Origin of the sequence: Chitinophaga sp. YR627 (genome assembly GCF_900114995.1) — a bacterium.
Classification (GTDB): Bacteria; Bacteroidota; Bacteroidia; order Chitinophagales; family Chitinophagaceae; genus Chitinophaga.
This window is the reverse complement of sequence record NZ_FOUX01000005.1, coordinates 767,223-785,026: the sequence shown is the minus strand read 5'-3', so window position 1 is coordinate 785,026 and position 17,804 is coordinate 767,223. Positions and strand designations below refer to the sequence as shown.

Sequence of the window (17,804 nt, the reverse complement as noted above, 5' to 3'; positions counted from 1 at the left end):
AAGCAATCGCCCGGAGTAGTTAACGTCCGGGCGATATTGAAAATTATAGTGATTTCAAACTTTCCGTAATGGCGGCAATTTTTGCCTCAGCGTCTTTCTTCTTATTCCGCTCTATCTCTACCGCTTCCGGTTTTGCATTCTGGACAAACTTTTCGTTGCTCAGCTTTTTCTCAACTGACGCCAGGAAGCCCTGCAGATAAGCCAGGTCTTTTTCCAGTTCTTCTTTCTGTGCCGTAACGTTTACTACTGTTTCGGTACCCAGGTAGAATTTGTCTTTCTGTACTACCAGTGTGATACAGCCAGCTACCGGTTCTTTGGTATAGTTGATCTCTTTTGCATTCACCTGTTTGGAGAGCATGCCTTCGATCTGTTTGAAAGCGGCTTCCTGCAGGGTATCAATATGCAATACTATTGGATCTTTAGGCTTGATCTGATGTTTGTTACGTGAGTCACGGATGCTGGAAATTACTTCTTTAGCCAGTTCGCCTTCTGCCAGCATATTGGCATCAACAGCGCCTGGAGCAGTATACTGTCTGATGATCAGGTCATCTCCAGCTTCACGGTCTTTCAATAACTGGTAAACTTCTTCTGTCAGGAATGGCATGAACGGATGTAACAGTTGCATCAGTTCTTCGAAGAAGTAAACAGTTTTTGCATAGATGCCAGCATCGCAAGGTTGCTCAAAATCAGGTTTTACCCATTCTAAGTACCAGCTACAGAAGTCGGTCCAGATCAGGCTATATAATGCTTTCAATGCTTCGCTCAGCTTGAAATCGGTAAACTGGCCAGCTATCTGTGTTTTAACCTCATTGAGTCGGCTTTCAAACCATCTTACTGCGAAGTGATCTACAGGTGCATTTGCATCTCCAACGTTATTGGCCTGCCACATTTTCACCAGTTTCAGGGCGTTCCAGATCTTGTTGTTGAACTTACTACCCTGTTCCAGTGCAGCTTCGTCAAACAGCAGGTCATTACCCGCCGGGGAGGAGATCATGATACCGAAACGAACGGCATCAGCACCAAAACGTTCGATGAGTTCCAGCAGGTCCGGGGAGTTACCCAGCTGCTTACTCATTTTACGGCCCTGTTTATCTCTTACCATACCAGTGAAGTATACATCACTGAATGGTTTTTCGTTTCTGTATTCCTCACCGGCCATGATCATACGGGCCACCCAGAAGAAGATGATATCCTGTCCGGTTACCAGTACGTTGGTTGGGTAGTAGTAGTTGATCTCTTCGTTATTTGGCTGAGAGATACCATTGAATACTTCCATTGGCCATAACCAGGAAGAGAACCAGGTATCCAGACAATCTTCGTCCTGACGGAGGTCGGCGGCAGTGTAGGTTGCACCTTTTGCCTTGAACTGGGCGATAGCGGCATCAGCGTTCTGTGCTACTTCGAATGTGCCATCAGGCGCATAGAAGGCAGGGATCTGCTGTCCCCACCAGAGCTGACGGGAGATACACCAGTCTTTTACGTTCTCCATCCAGTATTTGTAGGTAGCGAGGAAACGATCGCCCGGGTGGATCTTTACGTCTCCGTCTACTACTGCATTCAGGGCAGGTACAGCCAGTTCGGACATCTTTACGAACCACTGGGTGCTGATACGTGGTTCTACCACGGTATCAGGGTTACGTTCGCTGTAGCCGAGACGGGTGGTGTATTCCTGTTCTTTTACCAGGAGGCCCTGTTCGTCGAGCGCAGCGATCACCTTTTTACGGGCTTTGAAGCGGTCTTCGCCGATGAATACGCCTGCAGCAGGACTGAGGGTACCGTCATCGTTCAGGGTATCTACTACTTCCAGGTTGTGTTTCAGACCCAGGTTATAGTCATTGATATCGTGTGCTGGCGTCACTTTCAGGGCGCCGGTACCGAATTCTTTATCTACGTAGGTATCGAAGATGATAGGTACTCTGCGGTTTACCAGTGGTACGATCGCGTAGTGACCTGCCAGGTGTTTATAGCGTTCATCATCAGGGTTTACGCAGATAGCGGTATCGCCCATGATGGTTTCAGGACGCTGTGTAGCGATGGTGATGCTTTCGCCGGTAAGATTATTTTCAGAATCGGTGATAGCGTATTGAACGTGGTACAGTTTACCGTTAATGTCTTTGTACTGTACTTCCTCGTCACTCAGGGCCGTTTTTGCTTTCGGGTCCCAGTTGATCATACGCGCGCCGCGATAGATCAGTCCTTTACCGTACAGGTCAACGAATACTTTGATAACTGCCTGATAGTAATGGTCATCCATGGTAAAGGTTACCCTATCCCAGTCGCAGGAGCAGCCAAGCTTTTTGATCTGGCTATAAATGATGCCACCATATTTATCTTTCCACTCAAACGCGTATTTGAGGAACTCTTCACGGGTAAGCTGTGATTTCTCAATACCTTTTTCGGTTTTGAGCATGTTCACCACTTTTGCCTCTGTTGCGATGGATGCATGGTCAGAACCAGGGACCCAGCAGGTATTATATCCGCTCATACGTGCACGGCGCACCAGGATATCCTGGACGGTCTCGTTCAGGGTATGTCCCATGTGCAGCACACCGGTGACGTTAGGAGGAGGGATCACAATGGTAAAGGGGGGACGGTTGTCCGGTTTACTACGGAAATAACCTTTGTCCATCCAGTGCTGGTACCATTTGCCTTCAGCAGCAGCAGGCGTAAAATTTTTAGAAAGTTCCATGCTTGCGATATATCATTTATATAAGTGTGCAAAAATAAGAGAATAACCGATTAGAATCATCTCCGTTTTAGGGAGGAGAGTCACCTTTCCTCACTTTTCAGCGTAAAATGACCGGTTACAAAAAAAATGCGGCCGGGTATACAATCCCGGTTGTGCCTGCCGGCGGGTCGGGCTAGTTTTGACCAGTTTTAGAGACGATTGCCAACAGATACTCCAGTAATATATTGTATTAACCGAATCACCTTTGCCGGCTTATCTCCGAAAGATAGTACTGAAAATTCAAAGTCATTTGCCGTATCTGGACAATTGGTTAACGGCGCGTGCCGCAAAGAGACCAATCTCCCTGATCCCGGTAGGTAACAGAGTGGCTGAATTAAGAATAAGGAGAAAGGGCTGTTCGCCGTAAAGCGGACAGCCCTCTTATTCTGTTATCCGGAAATAATTCCATTCTCCGGAATCAGTTTATTCCATGTGAGCAATAACAGCACAGGTTTTTTCCACCATTTCGGCTGTAATATCCAGGTGTAGTACCATCCGGATCTGTGTATCGGAGATGGGGGTAACCAGAATGCCTTCCTGTTTCATATAGTCGGTAAACAGTTTAGGCGTCCAGTTGTCCTGTACATCAAAGATGAGGATATTAGTTTCTACCGGCAGCATGTGTCCGACGAAGGTTTTCTGTAACAGGTATTTAGCGATCTGCTTGGCATTCAGGTGATCTTCTGCCAATCTGGCAATATGGTGTTCCATGGCATAAAGTCCGGTTGCTGCCATATAGCCAGCCTGTCGTAAACCACCACCTAATTTTTTTCTTACCCGGCGGGCAGATTTAATAAATGCAGCGCTCCCCAGCAGCACAGAGCCCATAGGACAGCCCATACCTTTGTTGAGGCAGACAGAAATGGTATCGAACAGCTCCCCGAATGTTTTCGGATTTTCCCCGGTCGCCACGAGCGCATTGAACAGTCTTGCGCCGTCCAGGTGAAGTTTCAGCTGATTGTCGCGGCATACGTTCTTTATCCTGGTGATCTCTTCCACATCATAACAACAGCCGCCTCCGCGATTGGAGGTGTTTTCCAGGCAAACCAGGCTGGTAGTGGCTTTGTGCACGTCGTCAGGATTGATGGCAGCGGCTACCTGTGCAGCGGTGATCATACCACGGTCGCCTTCGAGTGCACGTACCTGTGCGCCTGCATTAAAGGCGATACCGCCGCCTTCATATATATATACATGGGCTAAATCACTGCAAATCACTTCATCACCCGGCTGGGTATGTACTTTGATCGCAATCTGGTTGCTCATTGTGCCGGAAGGGCAGTACATGGCAGCTTCTTTGCCAAAATATGCTGCCATCATGGCTTCAAGCTGGTTTACGCTGGGGTCTTCGCCAAATACATCATCACCGGTGGCTGCTTCAGTCATCGCTTTAAGCATTCCGGGAGTTGGCTTTGTGAAAGTATCGCTCCTGAAATCAATTATCATCATTGAAGAATTTGCAATGTATCGAATAATAAATTAGTGAAGTTAATAATCTGAAGTTGATTATTTTTCAATTGTTAAAATTTAACTAAAGCCGTGAAAATACCTAATAAAGGGTTATTAAATATCGTTTATATAGAGTACTTTGTTATAGCAAATTGAAGGCTTGAAAAGTATTTGGCGGTGTGGGGTATTAGCACGATCTTTGCAGGCTAATTTGTTAAAACGATAATGTTAGAGGAGTGGAATAGGTTGTAAGATAATTATTTAAAATATCTCAACAAAAAAATTCTTTTGATGTTATTCAATTTATAAACTAATAAACTTTCAATATGAGGCAACTTAAAATTGCCACCCAGATCACAAACCGTGATTCGCAGGCGGTAGAAAAATACCTGCAGGAGATTTCAAAGATCCCTTTGTTAACACCTGAGGAAGAGACCGTTTTGGCGCAGCGCATTAAGATGGGTGACCAGAAGGCTCTTGAACGTTTAACTACAGGAAACCTTCGTTTCGTAGTATCAGTTGCAAAGCAATATCAACACCAGGGCTTAAGCCTCAGCGACCTCATTAATGAGGGCAATTTAGGGTTGATCAAGGCTGCGCAGAGATTCGATGAAACGAAAGGGTTCAAATTCATTTCTTATGCTGTTTGGTGGATTCGTCAATCCATACTACAGGCTTTAGCAGAACAGGGCCGTCTGGTTCGTCTGCCGCAGAATAAAATCGGCACTTACAATAAAGCTAACAAAGCCTACATGGCATTTGAACAGGAGAATGAAAGAGAGCCTTCAACAGAAGAGTTAGCAGAGATCCTGGAAATGTCTGAATCAGAGATTAACAATATCTTCCAAAGCAATACCCGTCACATGTCACTGGATGCTCCGGTTCACGAAGCTGAAGATGTGGCAATGGGGGACCTGCTGGAAGGTGGCGATATCACTGATGATGATGTGATGCGTGATTCATTGCGTGAAGAGATCCGTCGTGTGCTGAAATCACTCAGCCCTCGTGAAGCGGAAATCGTAAACGCATACTTTGGTCTGGATGGAGAGAATGGAGCAACGATCGAACAAATCGGTCAGAAGTACGACCTGACAAAAGAAAGAATTCGTCAAATCAAGGAACGCGCCATCAAAAGGCTGCAAAAAGCCCGCTACAGCGGAGCACTGAAATCTTACCTGGGTTAATCCCCTTGTTAAGATGGAGGAGAAGAGGATAAGCATTTAGTTGCTATTCAAATCATAGATCTATAACTTTTATATAGACGCACCGGCTGTAATTTTATAGCCGGTGTTTTTTATTTTATGGGGATACGTATTTTTGCAGGCCATATGGTTGGGCGTCGTTCGTCTACTTGTCATGTGAGCCGGTAGCGAATACGGACATTCATACGATCATTATACCTTATTAATATTACATAGTAAGCATGGAAACTAACCAACAGGAACATGTACATTTATTGATAATAGGTTCCGGACCGGCAGGCTACACTGCCGCTATATATGCCGCAAGAGCAAATCTTAAACCTGTACTTTACCAGGGCATTCAGCCAGGTGGTCAGCTGACCATCACAACAGAAGTAGAAAACTATCCAGGTTACCCGGAAGGTATTCAGGGGCCTGAAATGATGGTAGACTTTGAAAAGCAGGCTGCCCGCATGGGTGCTGATATCCGTTTCGGTCTGGCTACATCCGTAGATTTCAGCAGCAAACCATATAAAGTAACGATCGACGAATCCAAAGTGATGACAGCTGACGCTATCATCATCGCGACAGGTGCTTCCGCCAAATGGCTGGGAATGCCTTCCGAGCAGCGTCTGAACGGTAGCGGCGTATCTGCCTGTGCTGTTTGTGACGGATTCTTCTTCCGTGGTAAAGAAGTGGCTATCGTAGGTGCTGGTGATACAGCTGCCGAAGAAGCACTGTACCTGTCTAAAATGTGCAGCAACGTTCACATGATCGTTCGCCGTCACGAAATGCGTGCTTCCAAAGTAATGCAGGATCGTGTACTGAAAACTTCCAACATCATCGTATACTGGAATACTGAAACCCAGGAAGTACTGGGTGAAAATAAAGTGGAAGCAGTAAGACTGCTGAACACTGCCAAAAATGAAGAAACCACCGTTCCGGTGAGCGCCTTTTTTGTGGCGATCGGTCACCAGCCAAACTCCGCTATCTTCAAAGATTACCTGGAGCTGGACGAACAGGATTACATCAAAACTGTACCTGGTTCTTCCCGTACTAATCTGGAAGGTATCTTCGCTTGTGGCGATGTACAGGACAAGATCTATCGTCAGGCAGTAACGGCTGCGGGTAGTGGTTGTATGGCCGCATTAGATGCAGAACGTTATTTATCTGCTCAGGGCTTCTAAGAACTGGCAATTAAGAATTAGGAATTAAGAATTAAGAATTGAAAAGTCAATTGCTTGATTCTTAATTCCTTTTTCCTTTCATAAGCTATCATGGCATGTTTGGGTCGTCATGCCTGCACATTATTTTAAGAGGCGCTCAACTCTTATCCTTAATTTTTAATTCTTAATTTCTTCTCATGCTTACCGTTGGATTAGAACAAGCTACCTTTCGCGCATTTCATGGTTTATATCCGGAAGAGCGGGTAATAGGCAATGAATTTGTAGTAGACATCTTTGTGACTATTCCCGGCACACATCATATTGACAGCATTGCTGAAACAGTTAATTATCAGGGACTTTATAATATCGTGAAGAAGATCATGGCCGTCCCGCAACCCCTGCTGGAACAGGTTGTATATAATATCAGCGACGCTGTGAAGGAGAAGTATCCTGAAGTCCAGCGCTCTGTTATCTCCCTTAAGAAAATGAATCCTCCTATGGGAGCTCCTATACGTAACTCCATCGTAACGCTCGAAAAGAATTACTAAAACAGGGACATTTCCCTGCGTTCACAGATAAATACATATACGGTATGGGTTATCTGTCGATAAAGCGTTAAATTTAGTTAAATTAATATGTGTAAAATTCCGCCCTATGTTTTATAAGGTATTTACATCTGCTGCTTTATTCCTGGTATCTGCATTCACGTATGCGCAAACTGCTGATGAGATGGTTGACCAGGCCAGACAACTGGAGAAACAAATGAAAGAACCAGCTGCCCTGTCCCTTTACAAAGATGCACTCAAAGTTCAACCTGAGAACATTGCTGCACTGACAGGCGCCAGCGAACTCAGTGCCCGCGAAGGCAGCAGGTCCGCTGACAAGGATGAGAAGACACGTAACTATACCGAAGCAAAAAATTATGCGGATCAGGCAATCAAACTCGCGCCTGAGAATGCGGAAGCTAACTATGCAATGGCTGTAGCGCTGGGCCGTGTTGCCACTACCCAGGGTGCGAAGGAAAAAGTTGCTGCCTATAAAGAAGTAAAAAGATTCGCCGAACTGGCTATCAAGTTTAACCCAACCTATGCTAAAGCCTATTACGTACTCGGCAAACTCAATTACGACATGGCGAATATGAACACCCTGGAAAAAGCGGCAGCAAAAATGCTGTTTGGCGGTTTACCGGAAGGTTCGCTGGACAATGCTATCACCAGCTTTGAAAAATGTCGTAAACTGGATCCATCTCTGCTGGTCAACTACCAGGATCTGGCGAAAGCCTATAAAGACAAAGAGGAACTGGAAAAGTCCATCGAAGTGCTGCGGAAGGCGGTAACCCTGCGTCCGGTATATCAGGATGATCCGGGTATCAAATCCAACTGTAAAAAGATGCTGGAGAGCATGGAGTGATCTCAGATAGACTTAGCTTTCCATTTTCCGCTTCGCAGATAGAAGAAGCAAAGCACGAAAATGATGGTCCAGTAGAAGAAATCGGCCAGCCAGGCTACATACAGGGGGCTGCGCCATTGTTCCACTACAATACTGCAATATAACAGATAACCCACTACTGCGGCGAATTCAATGCCGAGGTTGATCTTTGTATTGCCGGTACCCGTTACGGCGCTCAGTACTACCCCGGATATTGCCATCAGCAGGGTACTCAGTGTAATAATGCGGACAGACGGAATGGCTTCTCTTATCAGCGCCATATCTGTTGTGTAGATCCGCAGAATATTATAGGGGAACAGATTCACCAGTATACACACTGTCACTGCACACAATAAACTGATCATGACGATTTTACGGATCACCCCAAATACCTGTTCCGTTTTACCCTGACCAATGATATTGCTGACCATCGTGTTGCAGGTAGCCGCCAGGGACCAGGTGAAGACGCCAAAGAATCCGAAGATACTTCTAAGCATATTGGAGATGGCGAGGGGCCGTTCACCCAGGTGTTCGATAAAAATGAAGAAGATAAACCAGCTGCCGATACTGAACAGAAACTGTACGATGAGCGGGGCCGAAATGGTCAGGATGCTGCGCATAATAGACCAGGAGGGGCGGAGGTATTTAAATAGCAGGAAGCGCTTGTGAAACCTCAGGCCAAAGAGAATGGTATATGCAACGGTCATACCTGTGCCTTCTGCAATGACAGAAGCAACGGCAGCACCGTTTAACCCCAGGGCAGGCAGTCCCAGTTTGCCGAATATCAGGGTATAATCAAAGAAAATATTGATCACTTCCTGACATAAAGAAGTCACTGCCAGTACTTTGGAATTACCGCTGCCAATGTAGAAGGCATTGGCCATACTCAGCATCATGAGGAAGGGGAGTCCCCAGATACGGATGCGGATAAAGGATAATGCAGCTTCGTATATCTGTTGATTATGAAGGCTTTTGGAGAAGAACCAGGGTGCTAAAAGCAATGTAATGGCGATCACCAGAAAGGAGGAACATAAGCCAAGCAACAGGCCATTGGAGAAGAGGCGGCCGATTCCTTCAGTGTTCAGCTGACCTGCCCGGCGGGCGATCAGGACCTGCAGACCGTTATTCAGACCATAGGCTACCATGTACATCACGAGATAATAAATACCGGCAATACCGTTGGCTGCCAGCTGAAACTCCCCCAGGCGGCCCAGGAAAGCTGTATTTGTCATGTGATTTATCTGTGGAATAATGAGAGCCAGGCATATAGGGGCGGCAATTTTTATTATTTGCCGCGTATTTACTTCGAACTGCATAGCTGCAAAAGTCACGTTTTTTGAGTATTATTGTGCCATATCTAATGTATTAATAATGTCTGTGTCCTATAAAATTCATCCTGCCTTTGCTGCGGATGATGCATCTCTGCTCGAGACGGATCTTACTTCCTGCCAGCTGCTTGTTCTAATCGGAAAAGGAACCTTCAGTTACGTAGTGTATAATCCGGCCGCGAAAAAGTTCCTGGCATTGAAATCCTATCATTTTCTGCCGCAGAAGACTGCTACCGCAGATCTGCAGATGATTGAACAGATATTCGATGCAGACAAGCTGTTATTCACCAACTTCAACCTGGTGCAGCTGGCCTTTGATGGCGTAAACAGTACATTGGTGCCCGAACAGCACTACAATCCATCCCTGAAGAAGGACTATCTGCATGTCATTTACCCTGAACAGACCCAGGAACTGGTGCTGGCAGATGTATTGACAGATCAGCAGCTGGTCAATATCTACTCAGTGGATAAAGATGTGATGGGCTTTTTAAGAAAAGAATTTTCGACAGATAAAGTGATCCATGCTAATTCAGGATTGCTGAAGTCTTACCGTTTTGATAATGATTTCCTGGAACTGAATGGTGTGGCCTATGTTGATATTCAGCAACATAAGTTCTCACTGACCATTTTCAGGTTTGGCAAACTGCTGATTCAGCAGGATGTGTCCAGTCAGACAGGCCTGGATGTAGTGTATCACCTGGTGAATATACTGCGTCAGACGGGTCTTGATGAACAACTGGTGAAGGTGAAAGTAGGAGGGGCGGTAACATCTGATTCTCAGATACATGAGGAGTTACGCCGTTTCATTCCCAAGCTGGAATGGATGCCTCGCCTGCCGGGTTTCTGGTACATCCCGAAAATGGAGGAGATCCCAGGCTATTATTTTAACAATCTTTATGCGATGGCATTATGCGTATAATCGGAGGAGAGAAGGGAGGATTGCGGTTCCAGCCGCCAGCAAACATGCCGCATACCCGTCCCACAACAGACATTGCGAAGGGCGGGCTATTTAACATCCTTGAGAATAATCTGGAGTTCAGCGGGCTGAAAACACTGGATATTTTCGGAGGAACAGGCAGTATCAGTTATGAGCTGGCGTCCAGGGGCGTGACCGACCTGACCATTGTGGAGAGAGATCCGAATATGGCGGACTTCATACAGAAGACGGCCAAATCACTGGAAGTGCCCGTGAAGTTGCAGCGTATGGACGTGTTCAAATATCTGGAACAGTGTACAGAAAAATTCAACTTCATTTTTGCTGGTCCGCCGTACGCGCTGACGACCATTGACCAGTTACCATTGATCGTCTTTGAAAGACAGTTGCTGGAACCGGAAGGTTGGTTTGTACTGGAACATACCCCTCGCAATAACTACAAGAATTATTCATACTACCGTAGTGAACGTAACTATGGTACCACCATCTTTTCGATCTTCATTAACAGGGAGGAGTTGAAAAAATAAACAGGCATGAAACGTATTTGCTTATTCCCGGGCACTTTTGATCCGATCACGCTTGGGCATACTGATGTTATAGACCGTTCGCTGGACCTTTTCGATGAAATAGTAGTAGGTGTTGGCGTGAATGCAGCCAAGACGCCGATGTTCCCTCTTGAGCAGCGTATACAGTGGATCCGTGAGATCTACAGTGACAGGCCGAAAGTAAGGGTAATCTCTTACGAAGGACTGACAGTGAATACCTGTAAAGAGATCGGTGCGCAGTTCATTTTGCGCGGCATCCGCAGCATTGGTGATTTCGAATATGAAAAAGCGATCGCTGATGTAAACAGGATGATGGATGAAAATATCGAAACTATTTTTCTGAGCTGTTCGCCCCGTTATTCCACACTGGCTTCTTCGCTGGTGAGGGATGTGCTGCGTTATGGTGGCGACGCTTCTCAGTTGTTGCCGGCAAATATCATCAGGCAACTCAAAGCATAATCTTTTTTCACTTTTAATGCGTCTTTACCCATGAAACCAATATGGCATTCTCTGGATATATCCCTCGACCAGCTGAACGAATATGGTAACAATACTTTGTCGGGCCATCTGGGCATGGAATTCACGGAGATCGGCCCTGATTATCTGCGGATGATCATGCCGGTGAATGCACAGACGAAGCAGCCGTTCGGGCTTTTACATGGCGGGGCCTCTGCGGCGCTGGCGGAAACGGTGGGTAGTGTAGCTTCTTCATTGATCATCGATCCGAAGAAACAGATCTGTGTCGGACTGGATATCAACGCTAATCATCTCAAGGGCGTATCTGAAGGGTATGTACATGCGATCGCAAAACCATTACATATCGGGTCAACAACGCATGTATGGGATATCCGGATCTGTGATGATGATAATAAACTGGTATGTATCAGCCGCTTAACGGTGGCTGTAAGAGATAAAAAAGCATAATGCCTGTACAGGCATTATGCTTTAAATATTATACTGCGTAACCATCTTTTGCGAAGACGTCAATAATATTCTGATAGGAGAACTTCAGGTATTTACCCAGGTGCTCCGGTTTAATCCACTGTATATCTACAATATCTTCTTCTATCTGCGGAATAGTCAGTTCTGTACCGGTGAATTTCATTTTATACCAGTAAGTGTGCTTCAGCGTTCTCTTTTCTTTCCAGGTATAGAAATGGAAGGTTTCCCCGATCTTATGCTCCAGTGTGACATTATGCAGGCCGGTTTCTTCTGCAACTTCCCTGAGGGCAGCTGTTTCCAGGTTTTCTCCCGGGTCCTGTTTACCTTTTGGCAGGTCCCATTTACCACGACGGAACATCAGTAATACTTCTTCTTCCTGATTGGTGATCAGACCGCCGGCAGCTACCAGCACATGAAAGTATCCTTTTACCTGTTCCAGCAGGGCAGGCGCGTCCGGATGGATGAAAATGGCAGATTCAGATTTGCCGGTCTCGAGGGCCTGTAATACCGATTCTATAGTAGCAGCGTCCGGCTCTGTATACAAAGTTGCATCCCTGTATATTTCGGGGATTCCCTGATGGGTAGCCGTGATCAGCAGTGGACGTTCATTGAGATAAATAACTGTATCTGTTTGCATGGCGCAAATGTAATCTGTAATTAACTATTTTTGCTTACTATGAGTAAGATCAGCGAAAAACAGGTGGCAGAGAAACTGCTACAGATACAGGCGGTAAAATTGCGTCCGTCAGAGCCATTTACATGGGCATCTGGCTGGAAATCTCCTATTTACTGCGACAACCGTAAGATATTGTCTTATCCTTATGTGCGCGACTATGTAAAGTCTGAGTTGTGCAATGTGGTATTTGAAACATTCCAGGATGCGGCGGTACTGGCCGGCGTGGCTACCGGTGGTATTCCATTGGGCGCATTGGTGGCAGATCAGCTGAAGCTGCCGTTCATATATGTGAGAGCAAAGGCAAAAGAACACGGTATGGGTAACCTGATCGAGGGTGTATTACAGCCGGGTCAGCCAGTGGTGGTAGTAGAAGACCTGATCTCTACCGGTAAGAGCAGTCTGGAGGCAGTGAATGCGATCCGTGCAGCCGGTGGTGAAGTGATCGGTATGGTTTCTATCTTCAACTATGGATTTGATATTGCGGTGAAAGCATTCGAAGATGCGAAGGTGCCATACTATTCACTGAGCAACTACAGCGCGTTGATCGAGCTGGCTGTTGAAAAGGGAATGGTATCTGCTGACGAGCAGGCTACACTGGAAGCCTGGAGGAGTGCACCGGATAAATGGAATGCGGCGCCAGCTCTTTAAACCGTTCTTCCCAAATCAACTTTTCAGTTAATAAGTATTCGTTATATTAGGGTCTGTAAAAAGAAAATTATGCGTATCATCAAATTAGTATTGGTATTATTATTTACGGGTATCGGTGTTACAATGGCCCAGACTAAAAAAGGTACATTGGTAACTGCCAAGGTGAATACCCCTACGGTGCAGTGCGAGCAATGTAAAAATCGCATAGAAAGATACCTGTCAAGAGAAGAAGGCGTTCAGTCTTCCAAAGTAGACTTCAAAAAAGGCATCACTACTGTAAAATTCTTCAGTGATCGTACTAATATAGAGAACGTTAAAACTGCTATTGCGAATGCAGGGTACGATGCGGACAACGTGACTGCAAATGAAGAAGCTTACACTAAGCTGCCAACCTGCTGTAAGAAGCCGGAAGATGGTGGTCACAGTGATAAAAAGCACTAAGTGCGCAGACAAAACGTATTTTAAAAGAAAAGGCCTCGGTTGCATCGCAACGAGGCCTTTTTAGTTTTTACACGGTTATGATCAGAAAAACTTGATTGGCTGTTTTGTTTCGCATTTGATAGGGAATGGGAGGTATACGCCGCCTTTACCTACTTTACAATTGCCGGTTGCTTTGATGGTCACCTCTTTATTCATGAGGGCGCCTAAAGCATTTTTGAAGACGTTTTCCATATTTACTTCCAGTTTTACGGGAAAGTAGAAGGTGTCTTTTGCCGGGATCGCGATCATAGTGTCCTGTAGAGAATGGCCGACCAGGTTGTCATCCATAAAAAGATCAAAAGATGCGTCCTTCAATTTGAGTTTAAAATTGTTAGGATTGTAATAAGCCAGGGTCAACCGTACAATACTCTTAGAAAAGCCGAGGTTGTCGAAATTGATGCCCGCCACTCTTACAAATTCAAGATCTTTAGCTTTCTCACATGAACTCGCTACGCCCCAGATCGCTAAGATGATAATGCCGAGTCTGAAAAACTTCATGAAAGATTTTTGGCAAACCTACGCCAAAGGGTAGAGATGTCAAAAGTGATGGTCAGGAATTAGGAAAGTTTTAACCTCTTTAAAACCATAGGTTAATATTTTACTTGAAGTAAAACGATCCGTAAAAAATGAACAAAGAAAGCTACTAAATAGTTTAGTAAATTTGCGCCTTCCTGAAGAAGGAGTTAAAAGGCAGCAATACTAAAGGGACTAGCATATATATAATGCTTCTATGAACTGTGGGTCAGTTATTTAGCATAGTTTATCAGAGAATTTAGAACAAGCCTTTTAACTGATTGAAACATACTGGTTTAGCTATTAAATACCAATTTTGACGACATGGCAGCTGATGCAAACAAGAAGACACTACTCATTGAATCACAGTATTTTCCGAATATTTCCTTTTACAGAACTTTAATTAACCACGATAACCTACTGCTGGAAAGGCATGAACACTACCAGAAGTTAAGTTTTCGTAACCGTTGTTATATTGCCGGACCAAACGGACGTATTTTATTAAGTGTGCCGTTAGCCCGTGGAAAAAATCAGCGGACGGTAATGAAGGATGTGCGGATCAGCAATGACGAGCGCTGGCAGGCTTTACACTGGAAAACCCTTGTGTCTGCTTACCGTCGTTCTCCATGGTTTGAATATTATGAAGACGAAATGGGCCTTTTATATAAAAAACCGGTATTATTTCTGCTGGATTGGAACATGCTATGTTTTGAGTTGGCCAACAAGATCACCGGCGTGAGTATGCCATTTGCATTTACAGATGAGTATCATAAAACATATGAGGCGCCAGGCATCAATGATATGAGGGACATTATCCGGCCGGAAGAGAAGGAAGTGGAGGAAGACACGGTACGGTATACCCAGGTGTTCCAGGATCGCGTTGGTTTCCTGCCTGATCTGAGTATTCTGGACCTGATTTTCTGTGAGGGAAAACGTAGTCTGGAGCTGATTAAATAGGGATAAAATATTACATACATTACGTGATAAAAAGTTGAAACGTAATGTTTTAGCGTAATATTTAACCGTTTAAAAAAAAAAGAAACTTTTTACCCAGCCAATAACACAAAATATTTAGCTTTGCAACCAATTTTGCTGGGCTTCGAACTGACGTAGGTGCATAAACCAGGAGTTTTCCAGCGAGGGTTGTGATAGCTTTTACTAATCCTTAAAATGTCTTATAGGTTTAAATGAACAGTACCTACACAGATCTCGTGCACCAAACCTTCGAATTCCCACAGGAAGGTTTTGACGTTCAGGATAATTACCTGGAGTTTAATGGAGTGGATATCAAGGCTTTGATAGACAAGTATGGGACACCCTTCAAGTTGACTTATCTGCCGAAGATCGGTATGCAGATAAACAAGGCGAAGAAAATGTTCCAGGATGCAATTAAGAAGAACAGGTACGACGGGAACTATTACTACTGTTATTGCACCAAGAGTTCGCATTTCTCCTTCATTATGGAGGAAACGCTTAAGCATGGTATTCATATCGAGACTTCCTTTGCGTATGACATCGACATCGTTACGAAGTTGTATGAAAGGAAAAAGATCAACAAGGATACTTTTGTGATATGCAACGGTTACAAGACCAAGCCATATACAAAAGCTATTTCCCGTCTGATCAACTCAGGTTTCCGCAATGTGATTCCAGTATTGGATAACAAAGAGGAGCTGGAGGATTACAAAAAATTCATTCGTACAAAGGATAAGGTGAAGCTGGGGCTGCGTATTGCGGCTGAAGAGGAACCTACCTTTGACTTTTACACATCCAGATTAGGTATCCGCTCCCGTGACGTACTGGAGTTTTATGTAGATAAGCTGAAGGGGAATGAAAAATTTGAGCTGAAAATGCTGCACTTTTTCATGAACAAGGGTATTAAAGATGATATCTATTACTGGAGCCAGTTCAACCGTGTGGTGAACCTGTACTGTCAGTTAAAGAAGATCTGCCCTGAGCTGGATAGCATTAACGTAGGTGGTGGATTCCCGATCAAACACTCCCTTGGTTTCGATTATGACTACAATTACATTGTAAATGAGATCGTTGCCAACATTAAGAGCATCTGTAAAAAGAACAAGGTACCAGTTCCGGATATCTACACTGAATTTGGTTCTTTCACAGTAGGAGAGAGCGGCGCTGTGATCTATAGCGTTGTAGGTGAGAAGATGCAGAACGACAGAGAGAACTGGTATATGATTGACAGTTCCTTTATCACCACCCTGCCTGATACCTGGGGTATCGGGGAAAAGTTCCTGATGCTACCCATCAATAAATGGGATCAGGAATACCAGGAGGTCCATCTTGGAGGGCTGACCTGTGATGGATATGACTTTTACACTTCAGAAGAGCACATCAATGCGGTGTTCCTGCCGAAGCTTGCCGGAGAAGAGCCTTTATACATTGGCTTCTTCCATACAGGCGCTTACCAGGACCAGTTGAGTGGATATGGCGGTATCAAACACTGTCTGATCCCTTCGCCGAAACATGTGATCGTTGGATATGACAAAAACGGGCAGCTGAAAGACTGGCTGTATGCCAAGGAACAGACGGCTCAGAGTATGTTAAAGATTTTGGGTTATTAAAAAAATGGGTTAGTAATCCACTGAAATGCCCCGCGATTTCTCGCGGGGTTTCTTTTTTTATGATTATCCGTTTTATGAAAAAAAAAGGCTCCCCTTATGCAGAAGAGCCGTTCACGGCATAGGTTTACCATCTAAGCATAAAGGAAAATAAGAACAAGAAGGGATAAAAGGTTGTGGTGTATAGGGAGAAAGTGGACTCAGTCGGTGTATAGGGAGAATAGGACCCTGTTTGTTTACATTGCAAAGATAGGGCGCGGCTGAAAGGTGGGAAATACCCGAAAGTTGTAATTTTTTTAACAGTTATTTACCATTTCAGAAAAGGTCTCACACAGAAGTGTAGGCGGCGAGCATGGCCGTTTTAATTTTCTGTATGGGTTCCATTGTCGAGGTAGCTGATAGCAGTTTCACATTGTTTTTCGATCTCTCCCAGGCAGGCTTCCAGTAATTCCTTGTTGCCATCCAGGTATTTGGATTTCCCTGAGCGGGACAGTCCTTTCAGTATAATGAATTGTTTTGTAAGATGTTGACTCAGCAGAGAGGAGTGTTGCTTCTGTTTCTGCAGGGTACGTTCATGTTCAGTAATGAAGATGTTCTTATAATGAGCGCCCAGCACCCTGATCAGGAATAGTATATAGAATGCGGTGAGGATCGGATTAAAGATCAGGCTTTGCTCCGGACTAAAGCCTGCTGTGCTGAATACGGGGATGTGATTCATCTGGATCCAGGCTACCAGACTGAGGTATCCGCATAATACGGCACCCAATGTCAGGGTAGCTGTGATATTGGTAGCGATATAACAGAACAGGATACTCACGATCCAGACCATAGAATATCTGGGAGAAAGGTCCTGATTGTTTAGGAAAGAGCAGGCCGCCGGGAGTATTAAGGTGAGGAAGGCTGCCAGAATACTGATCGATTTTACGGGAGTGCCTTTTCTTACTAATAACATACAAGTTACCAGGGTGATCAGGAATGCAGTGCTTAATAACAGTTCCGTTGTATTATGTGTGTAAAGACCGATCAGGTATTTTGGTATTAATAACAGTAAATGGAAGAACAGATAATCAAAAAGCAGCCGCGCATTACAACGGTCCTTCGAGTCCGTCGTAATGTGTAAGACATTGCCAATCACCGCATTTTCCAGGTTTTGGTACGTCTTAAGAGCAACTTTGTATATTTTTTTGATCAACTGCGGCATAGCCAT

18 protein-coding genes are annotated in these 17,804 nt (G+C 44.9%); 12 read left to right on the top strand and 6 right to left on the bottom strand.

Going from position 1 to position 17,804, the window contains the following annotated elements:
• Positions 1-43: 43 nt before the first annotated feature.
• Complete coding sequence (locus tag BMZ72_RS28300) at positions 44-2,689, bottom strand: valine--tRNA ligase (RefSeq protein WP_089813425.1); 2,646 nt, start codon at positions 2,687-2,689, stop codon at positions 44-46.
• A gap of 462 nt (positions 2,690-3,151) precedes the next feature.
• Positions 3,152-4,174: a threonine aldolase family protein gene (locus BMZ72_RS28295; protein WP_089813423.1), complete on the bottom strand. Its 1,023-nt coding sequence runs from the start codon at positions 4,172-4,174 to the stop codon at positions 3,152-3,154.
• 326 nt (positions 4,175-4,500) lie between these two features.
• Between BMZ72_RS28295 and BMZ72_RS28290 the strand changes: the two genes are divergently transcribed.
• The 4 genes from BMZ72_RS28290 (at position 4,501) to BMZ72_RS28275 (ending at position 7,931) form a co-directional block, all read left to right on the top strand.
• Positions 4,501-5,358, top strand: a complete 858-nt coding sequence (locus tag BMZ72_RS28290) for a sigma-70 family RNA polymerase sigma factor (protein ID WP_012793808.1) — start codon at positions 4,501-4,503, stop codon at positions 5,356-5,358.
• 239 nt (positions 5,359-5,597) lie between these two features.
• Positions 5,598-6,542 carry a thioredoxin-disulfide reductase gene (gene trxB / locus BMZ72_RS28285; protein ID WP_089813421.1) on the top strand — a complete coding sequence of 315 codons (945 nt, stop codon included), beginning with the start codon at positions 5,598-5,600 and terminating at the stop codon, positions 6,540-6,542.
• Between the two features lie 176 nt (positions 6,543-6,718).
• Positions 6,719-7,069, top strand: coding sequence for a dihydroneopterin aldolase (gene folB, locus BMZ72_RS28280; RefSeq protein ID WP_089813420.1), 351 nt, complete (start codon positions 6,719-6,721; stop codon positions 7,067-7,069).
• Positions 7,070-7,175: 106 nt separating this feature from the next.
• Entirely contained in the window at positions 7,176-7,931 is a 756-nt protein-coding gene (locus BMZ72_RS28275; protein WP_089813417.1) for a tetratricopeptide repeat protein, read from the top strand.
• 2 nt (positions 7,932-7,933) lie between these two features.
• Here BMZ72_RS28275 and BMZ72_RS28270 read toward each other — a convergent pair whose 3' ends face one another.
• Positions 7,934-9,265: an MATE family efflux transporter gene (locus BMZ72_RS28270; protein WP_089813415.1), complete on the bottom strand. Its 1,332-nt coding sequence runs from the start codon at positions 9,263-9,265 to the stop codon at positions 7,934-7,936.
• A gap of 61 nt (positions 9,266-9,326) precedes the next feature.
• On the opposite strand from BMZ72_RS28270, the gene BMZ72_RS28265 reads away from it, so the two are divergent.
• Genes BMZ72_RS28265 through BMZ72_RS28250 form a run of 4 tightly spaced genes read left to right on the top strand, consistent with a single transcriptional unit; the run spans position 9,327 to position 11,680 of the window.
• A complete protein-coding gene (locus BMZ72_RS28265) occupies positions 9,327-10,196 on the top strand; it encodes a DUF3822 family protein (protein WP_177222955.1) in 870 nt (289 codons plus the stop codon).
• Positions 10,187-10,738, top strand: a complete 552-nt coding sequence (locus tag BMZ72_RS28260) for an RsmD family RNA methyltransferase (protein WP_089813411.1) — start codon at positions 10,187-10,189, stop codon at positions 10,736-10,738. Before BMZ72_RS28265 ends, BMZ72_RS28260 begins: the two co-directional genes overlap by 10 nt.
• A 6-nt stretch (positions 10,739-10,744) precedes the next feature.
• Complete coding sequence (gene coaD / locus BMZ72_RS28255) at positions 10,745-11,215, top strand: pantetheine-phosphate adenylyltransferase (protein WP_012793801.1); 471 nt, start codon at positions 10,745-10,747, stop codon at positions 11,213-11,215.
• A gap of 30 nt (positions 11,216-11,245) precedes the next feature.
• Positions 11,246-11,680, top strand: coding sequence for a hotdog fold thioesterase (locus BMZ72_RS28250; protein WP_089813409.1), 435 nt, complete (start codon positions 11,246-11,248; stop codon positions 11,678-11,680).
• A 28-nt stretch (positions 11,681-11,708) separates the two neighbouring features.
• Here BMZ72_RS28250 and BMZ72_RS28245 read toward each other — a convergent pair whose 3' ends face one another.
• Positions 11,709-12,335 (bottom strand): NUDIX hydrolase, encoded by a 627-nt coding sequence (locus tag BMZ72_RS28245; RefSeq protein ID WP_089813406.1) that lies wholly within the window; start codon positions 12,333-12,335, stop codon positions 11,709-11,711.
• 39 nt (positions 12,336-12,374) lie between these two features.
• On the opposite strand from BMZ72_RS28245, the gene pyrE reads away from it, so the two are divergent.
• Positions 12,375-13,022 (top strand): orotate phosphoribosyltransferase, encoded by a 648-nt coding sequence (gene pyrE, locus BMZ72_RS28240; protein WP_089813404.1) that lies wholly within the window; start codon positions 12,375-12,377, stop codon positions 13,020-13,022.
• Positions 13,023-13,091: 69 nt separating this feature from the next.
• Positions 13,092-13,463, top strand: a complete 372-nt coding sequence (locus tag BMZ72_RS28235) for a heavy-metal-associated domain-containing protein (RefSeq protein WP_012793797.1) — start codon at positions 13,092-13,094, stop codon at positions 13,461-13,463.
• Between the two features lie 81 nt (positions 13,464-13,544).
• Here BMZ72_RS28235 and BMZ72_RS28230 read toward each other — a convergent pair whose 3' ends face one another.
• On the bottom strand, positions 13,545-14,000 hold the full coding sequence (locus BMZ72_RS28230) for an LEA/WHy family protein (protein WP_089813402.1): 456 nt from the start codon (positions 13,998-14,000) through the stop codon (positions 13,545-13,547).
• Between the two features lie 339 nt (positions 14,001-14,339).
• Here BMZ72_RS28230 and BMZ72_RS28225 point away from each other — a divergent pair, with 339 nt between their 5' ends.
• Together BMZ72_RS28225 and BMZ72_RS28220 are read left to right on the top strand one after the other, a co-directional pair.
• A complete protein-coding gene (locus tag BMZ72_RS28225) occupies positions 14,340-14,972 on the top strand; it encodes a WbqC family protein (RefSeq protein ID WP_089813400.1) in 633 nt (210 codons plus the stop codon).
• 230 nt (positions 14,973-15,202) lie between these two features.
• Positions 15,203-16,600 carry a type III PLP-dependent enzyme domain-containing protein gene (locus BMZ72_RS28220; RefSeq protein ID WP_089813398.1) on the top strand — a complete coding sequence of 466 codons (1,398 nt, stop codon included), beginning with the start codon at positions 15,203-15,205 and terminating at the stop codon, positions 16,598-16,600.
• Between the two features lie 358 nt (positions 16,601-16,958).
• Here BMZ72_RS28220 and BMZ72_RS28215 read toward each other — a convergent pair whose 3' ends face one another.
• The gene (locus BMZ72_RS28215; RefSeq protein WP_143087806.1) at positions 16,959-17,798 is read right to left on the bottom strand and encodes a hypothetical protein; all 840 of its coding nucleotides are present in this window, start codon (positions 17,796-17,798) and stop codon (positions 16,959-16,961) included.
• Positions 17,799-17,804 lie beyond the last annotated feature (6 nt).

What these genes read in the sequence shown, in the direction of transcription:
- BMZ72_RS28295 (WP_089813423.1), bottom strand. Translation starts at nt 4,174, where the DNA reads ATGATGATAATTGATTTCAGGAGCGATACTTTCACAAAGCCAACTCCC.
- BMZ72_RS28245 (WP_089813406.1), bottom strand. Translation starts at nt 12,335, where the DNA reads ATGCAAACAGATACAGTTATTTATCTCAATGAACGTCCACTGCTGATC.
- BMZ72_RS28235 (WP_012793797.1), top strand. Translation starts at nt 13,092, where the DNA reads ATGCGTATCATCAAATTAGTATTGGTATTATTATTTACGGGTATCGGT.
- BMZ72_RS28225 (WP_089813400.1), top strand. Translation starts at nt 14,340, where the DNA reads ATGGCAGCTGATGCAAACAAGAAGACACTACTCATTGAATCACAGTAT.
- trxB (WP_089813421.1), top strand. Translation starts at nt 5,598, where the DNA reads ATGGAAACTAACCAACAGGAACATGTACATTTATTGATAATAGGTTCC.
- BMZ72_RS28300 (WP_089813425.1), bottom strand. Translation starts at nt 2,689, where the DNA reads ATGGAACTTTCTAAAAATTTTACGCCTGCTGCTGCTGAAGGCAAATGG.
- BMZ72_RS28290 (WP_012793808.1), top strand. Translation starts at nt 4,501, where the DNA reads ATGAGGCAACTTAAAATTGCCACCCAGATCACAAACCGTGATTCGCAG.
- BMZ72_RS28250 (WP_089813409.1), top strand. Translation starts at nt 11,246, where the DNA reads ATGAAACCAATATGGCATTCTCTGGATATATCCCTCGACCAGCTGAAC.
- BMZ72_RS28260 (WP_089813411.1), top strand. Translation starts at nt 10,187, where the DNA reads ATGCGTATAATCGGAGGAGAGAAGGGAGGATTGCGGTTCCAGCCGCCA.
- BMZ72_RS28230 (WP_089813402.1), bottom strand. Translation starts at nt 14,000, where the DNA reads ATGAAGTTTTTCAGACTCGGCATTATCATCTTAGCGATCTGGGGCGTA.
- BMZ72_RS28215 (WP_143087806.1), bottom strand. Translation starts at nt 17,798, where the DNA reads ATGCCGCAGTTGATCAAAAAAATATACAAAGTTGCTCTTAAGACGTAC.
- pyrE (WP_089813404.1), top strand. Translation starts at nt 12,375, where the DNA reads ATGAGTAAGATCAGCGAAAAACAGGTGGCAGAGAAACTGCTACAGATA.
- folB (WP_089813420.1), top strand. Translation starts at nt 6,719, where the DNA reads ATGCTTACCGTTGGATTAGAACAAGCTACCTTTCGCGCATTTCATGGT.
- BMZ72_RS28220 (WP_089813398.1), top strand. Translation starts at nt 15,203, where the DNA reads ATGAACAGTACCTACACAGATCTCGTGCACCAAACCTTCGAATTCCCA.
- BMZ72_RS28275 (WP_089813417.1), top strand. Translation starts at nt 7,176, where the DNA reads ATGTTTTATAAGGTATTTACATCTGCTGCTTTATTCCTGGTATCTGCA.
- BMZ72_RS28270 (WP_089813415.1), bottom strand. Translation starts at nt 9,265, where the DNA reads ATGCAGTTCGAAGTAAATACGCGGCAAATAATAAAAATTGCCGCCCCT.
- coaD (WP_012793801.1), top strand. Translation starts at nt 10,745, where the DNA reads ATGAAACGTATTTGCTTATTCCCGGGCACTTTTGATCCGATCACGCTT.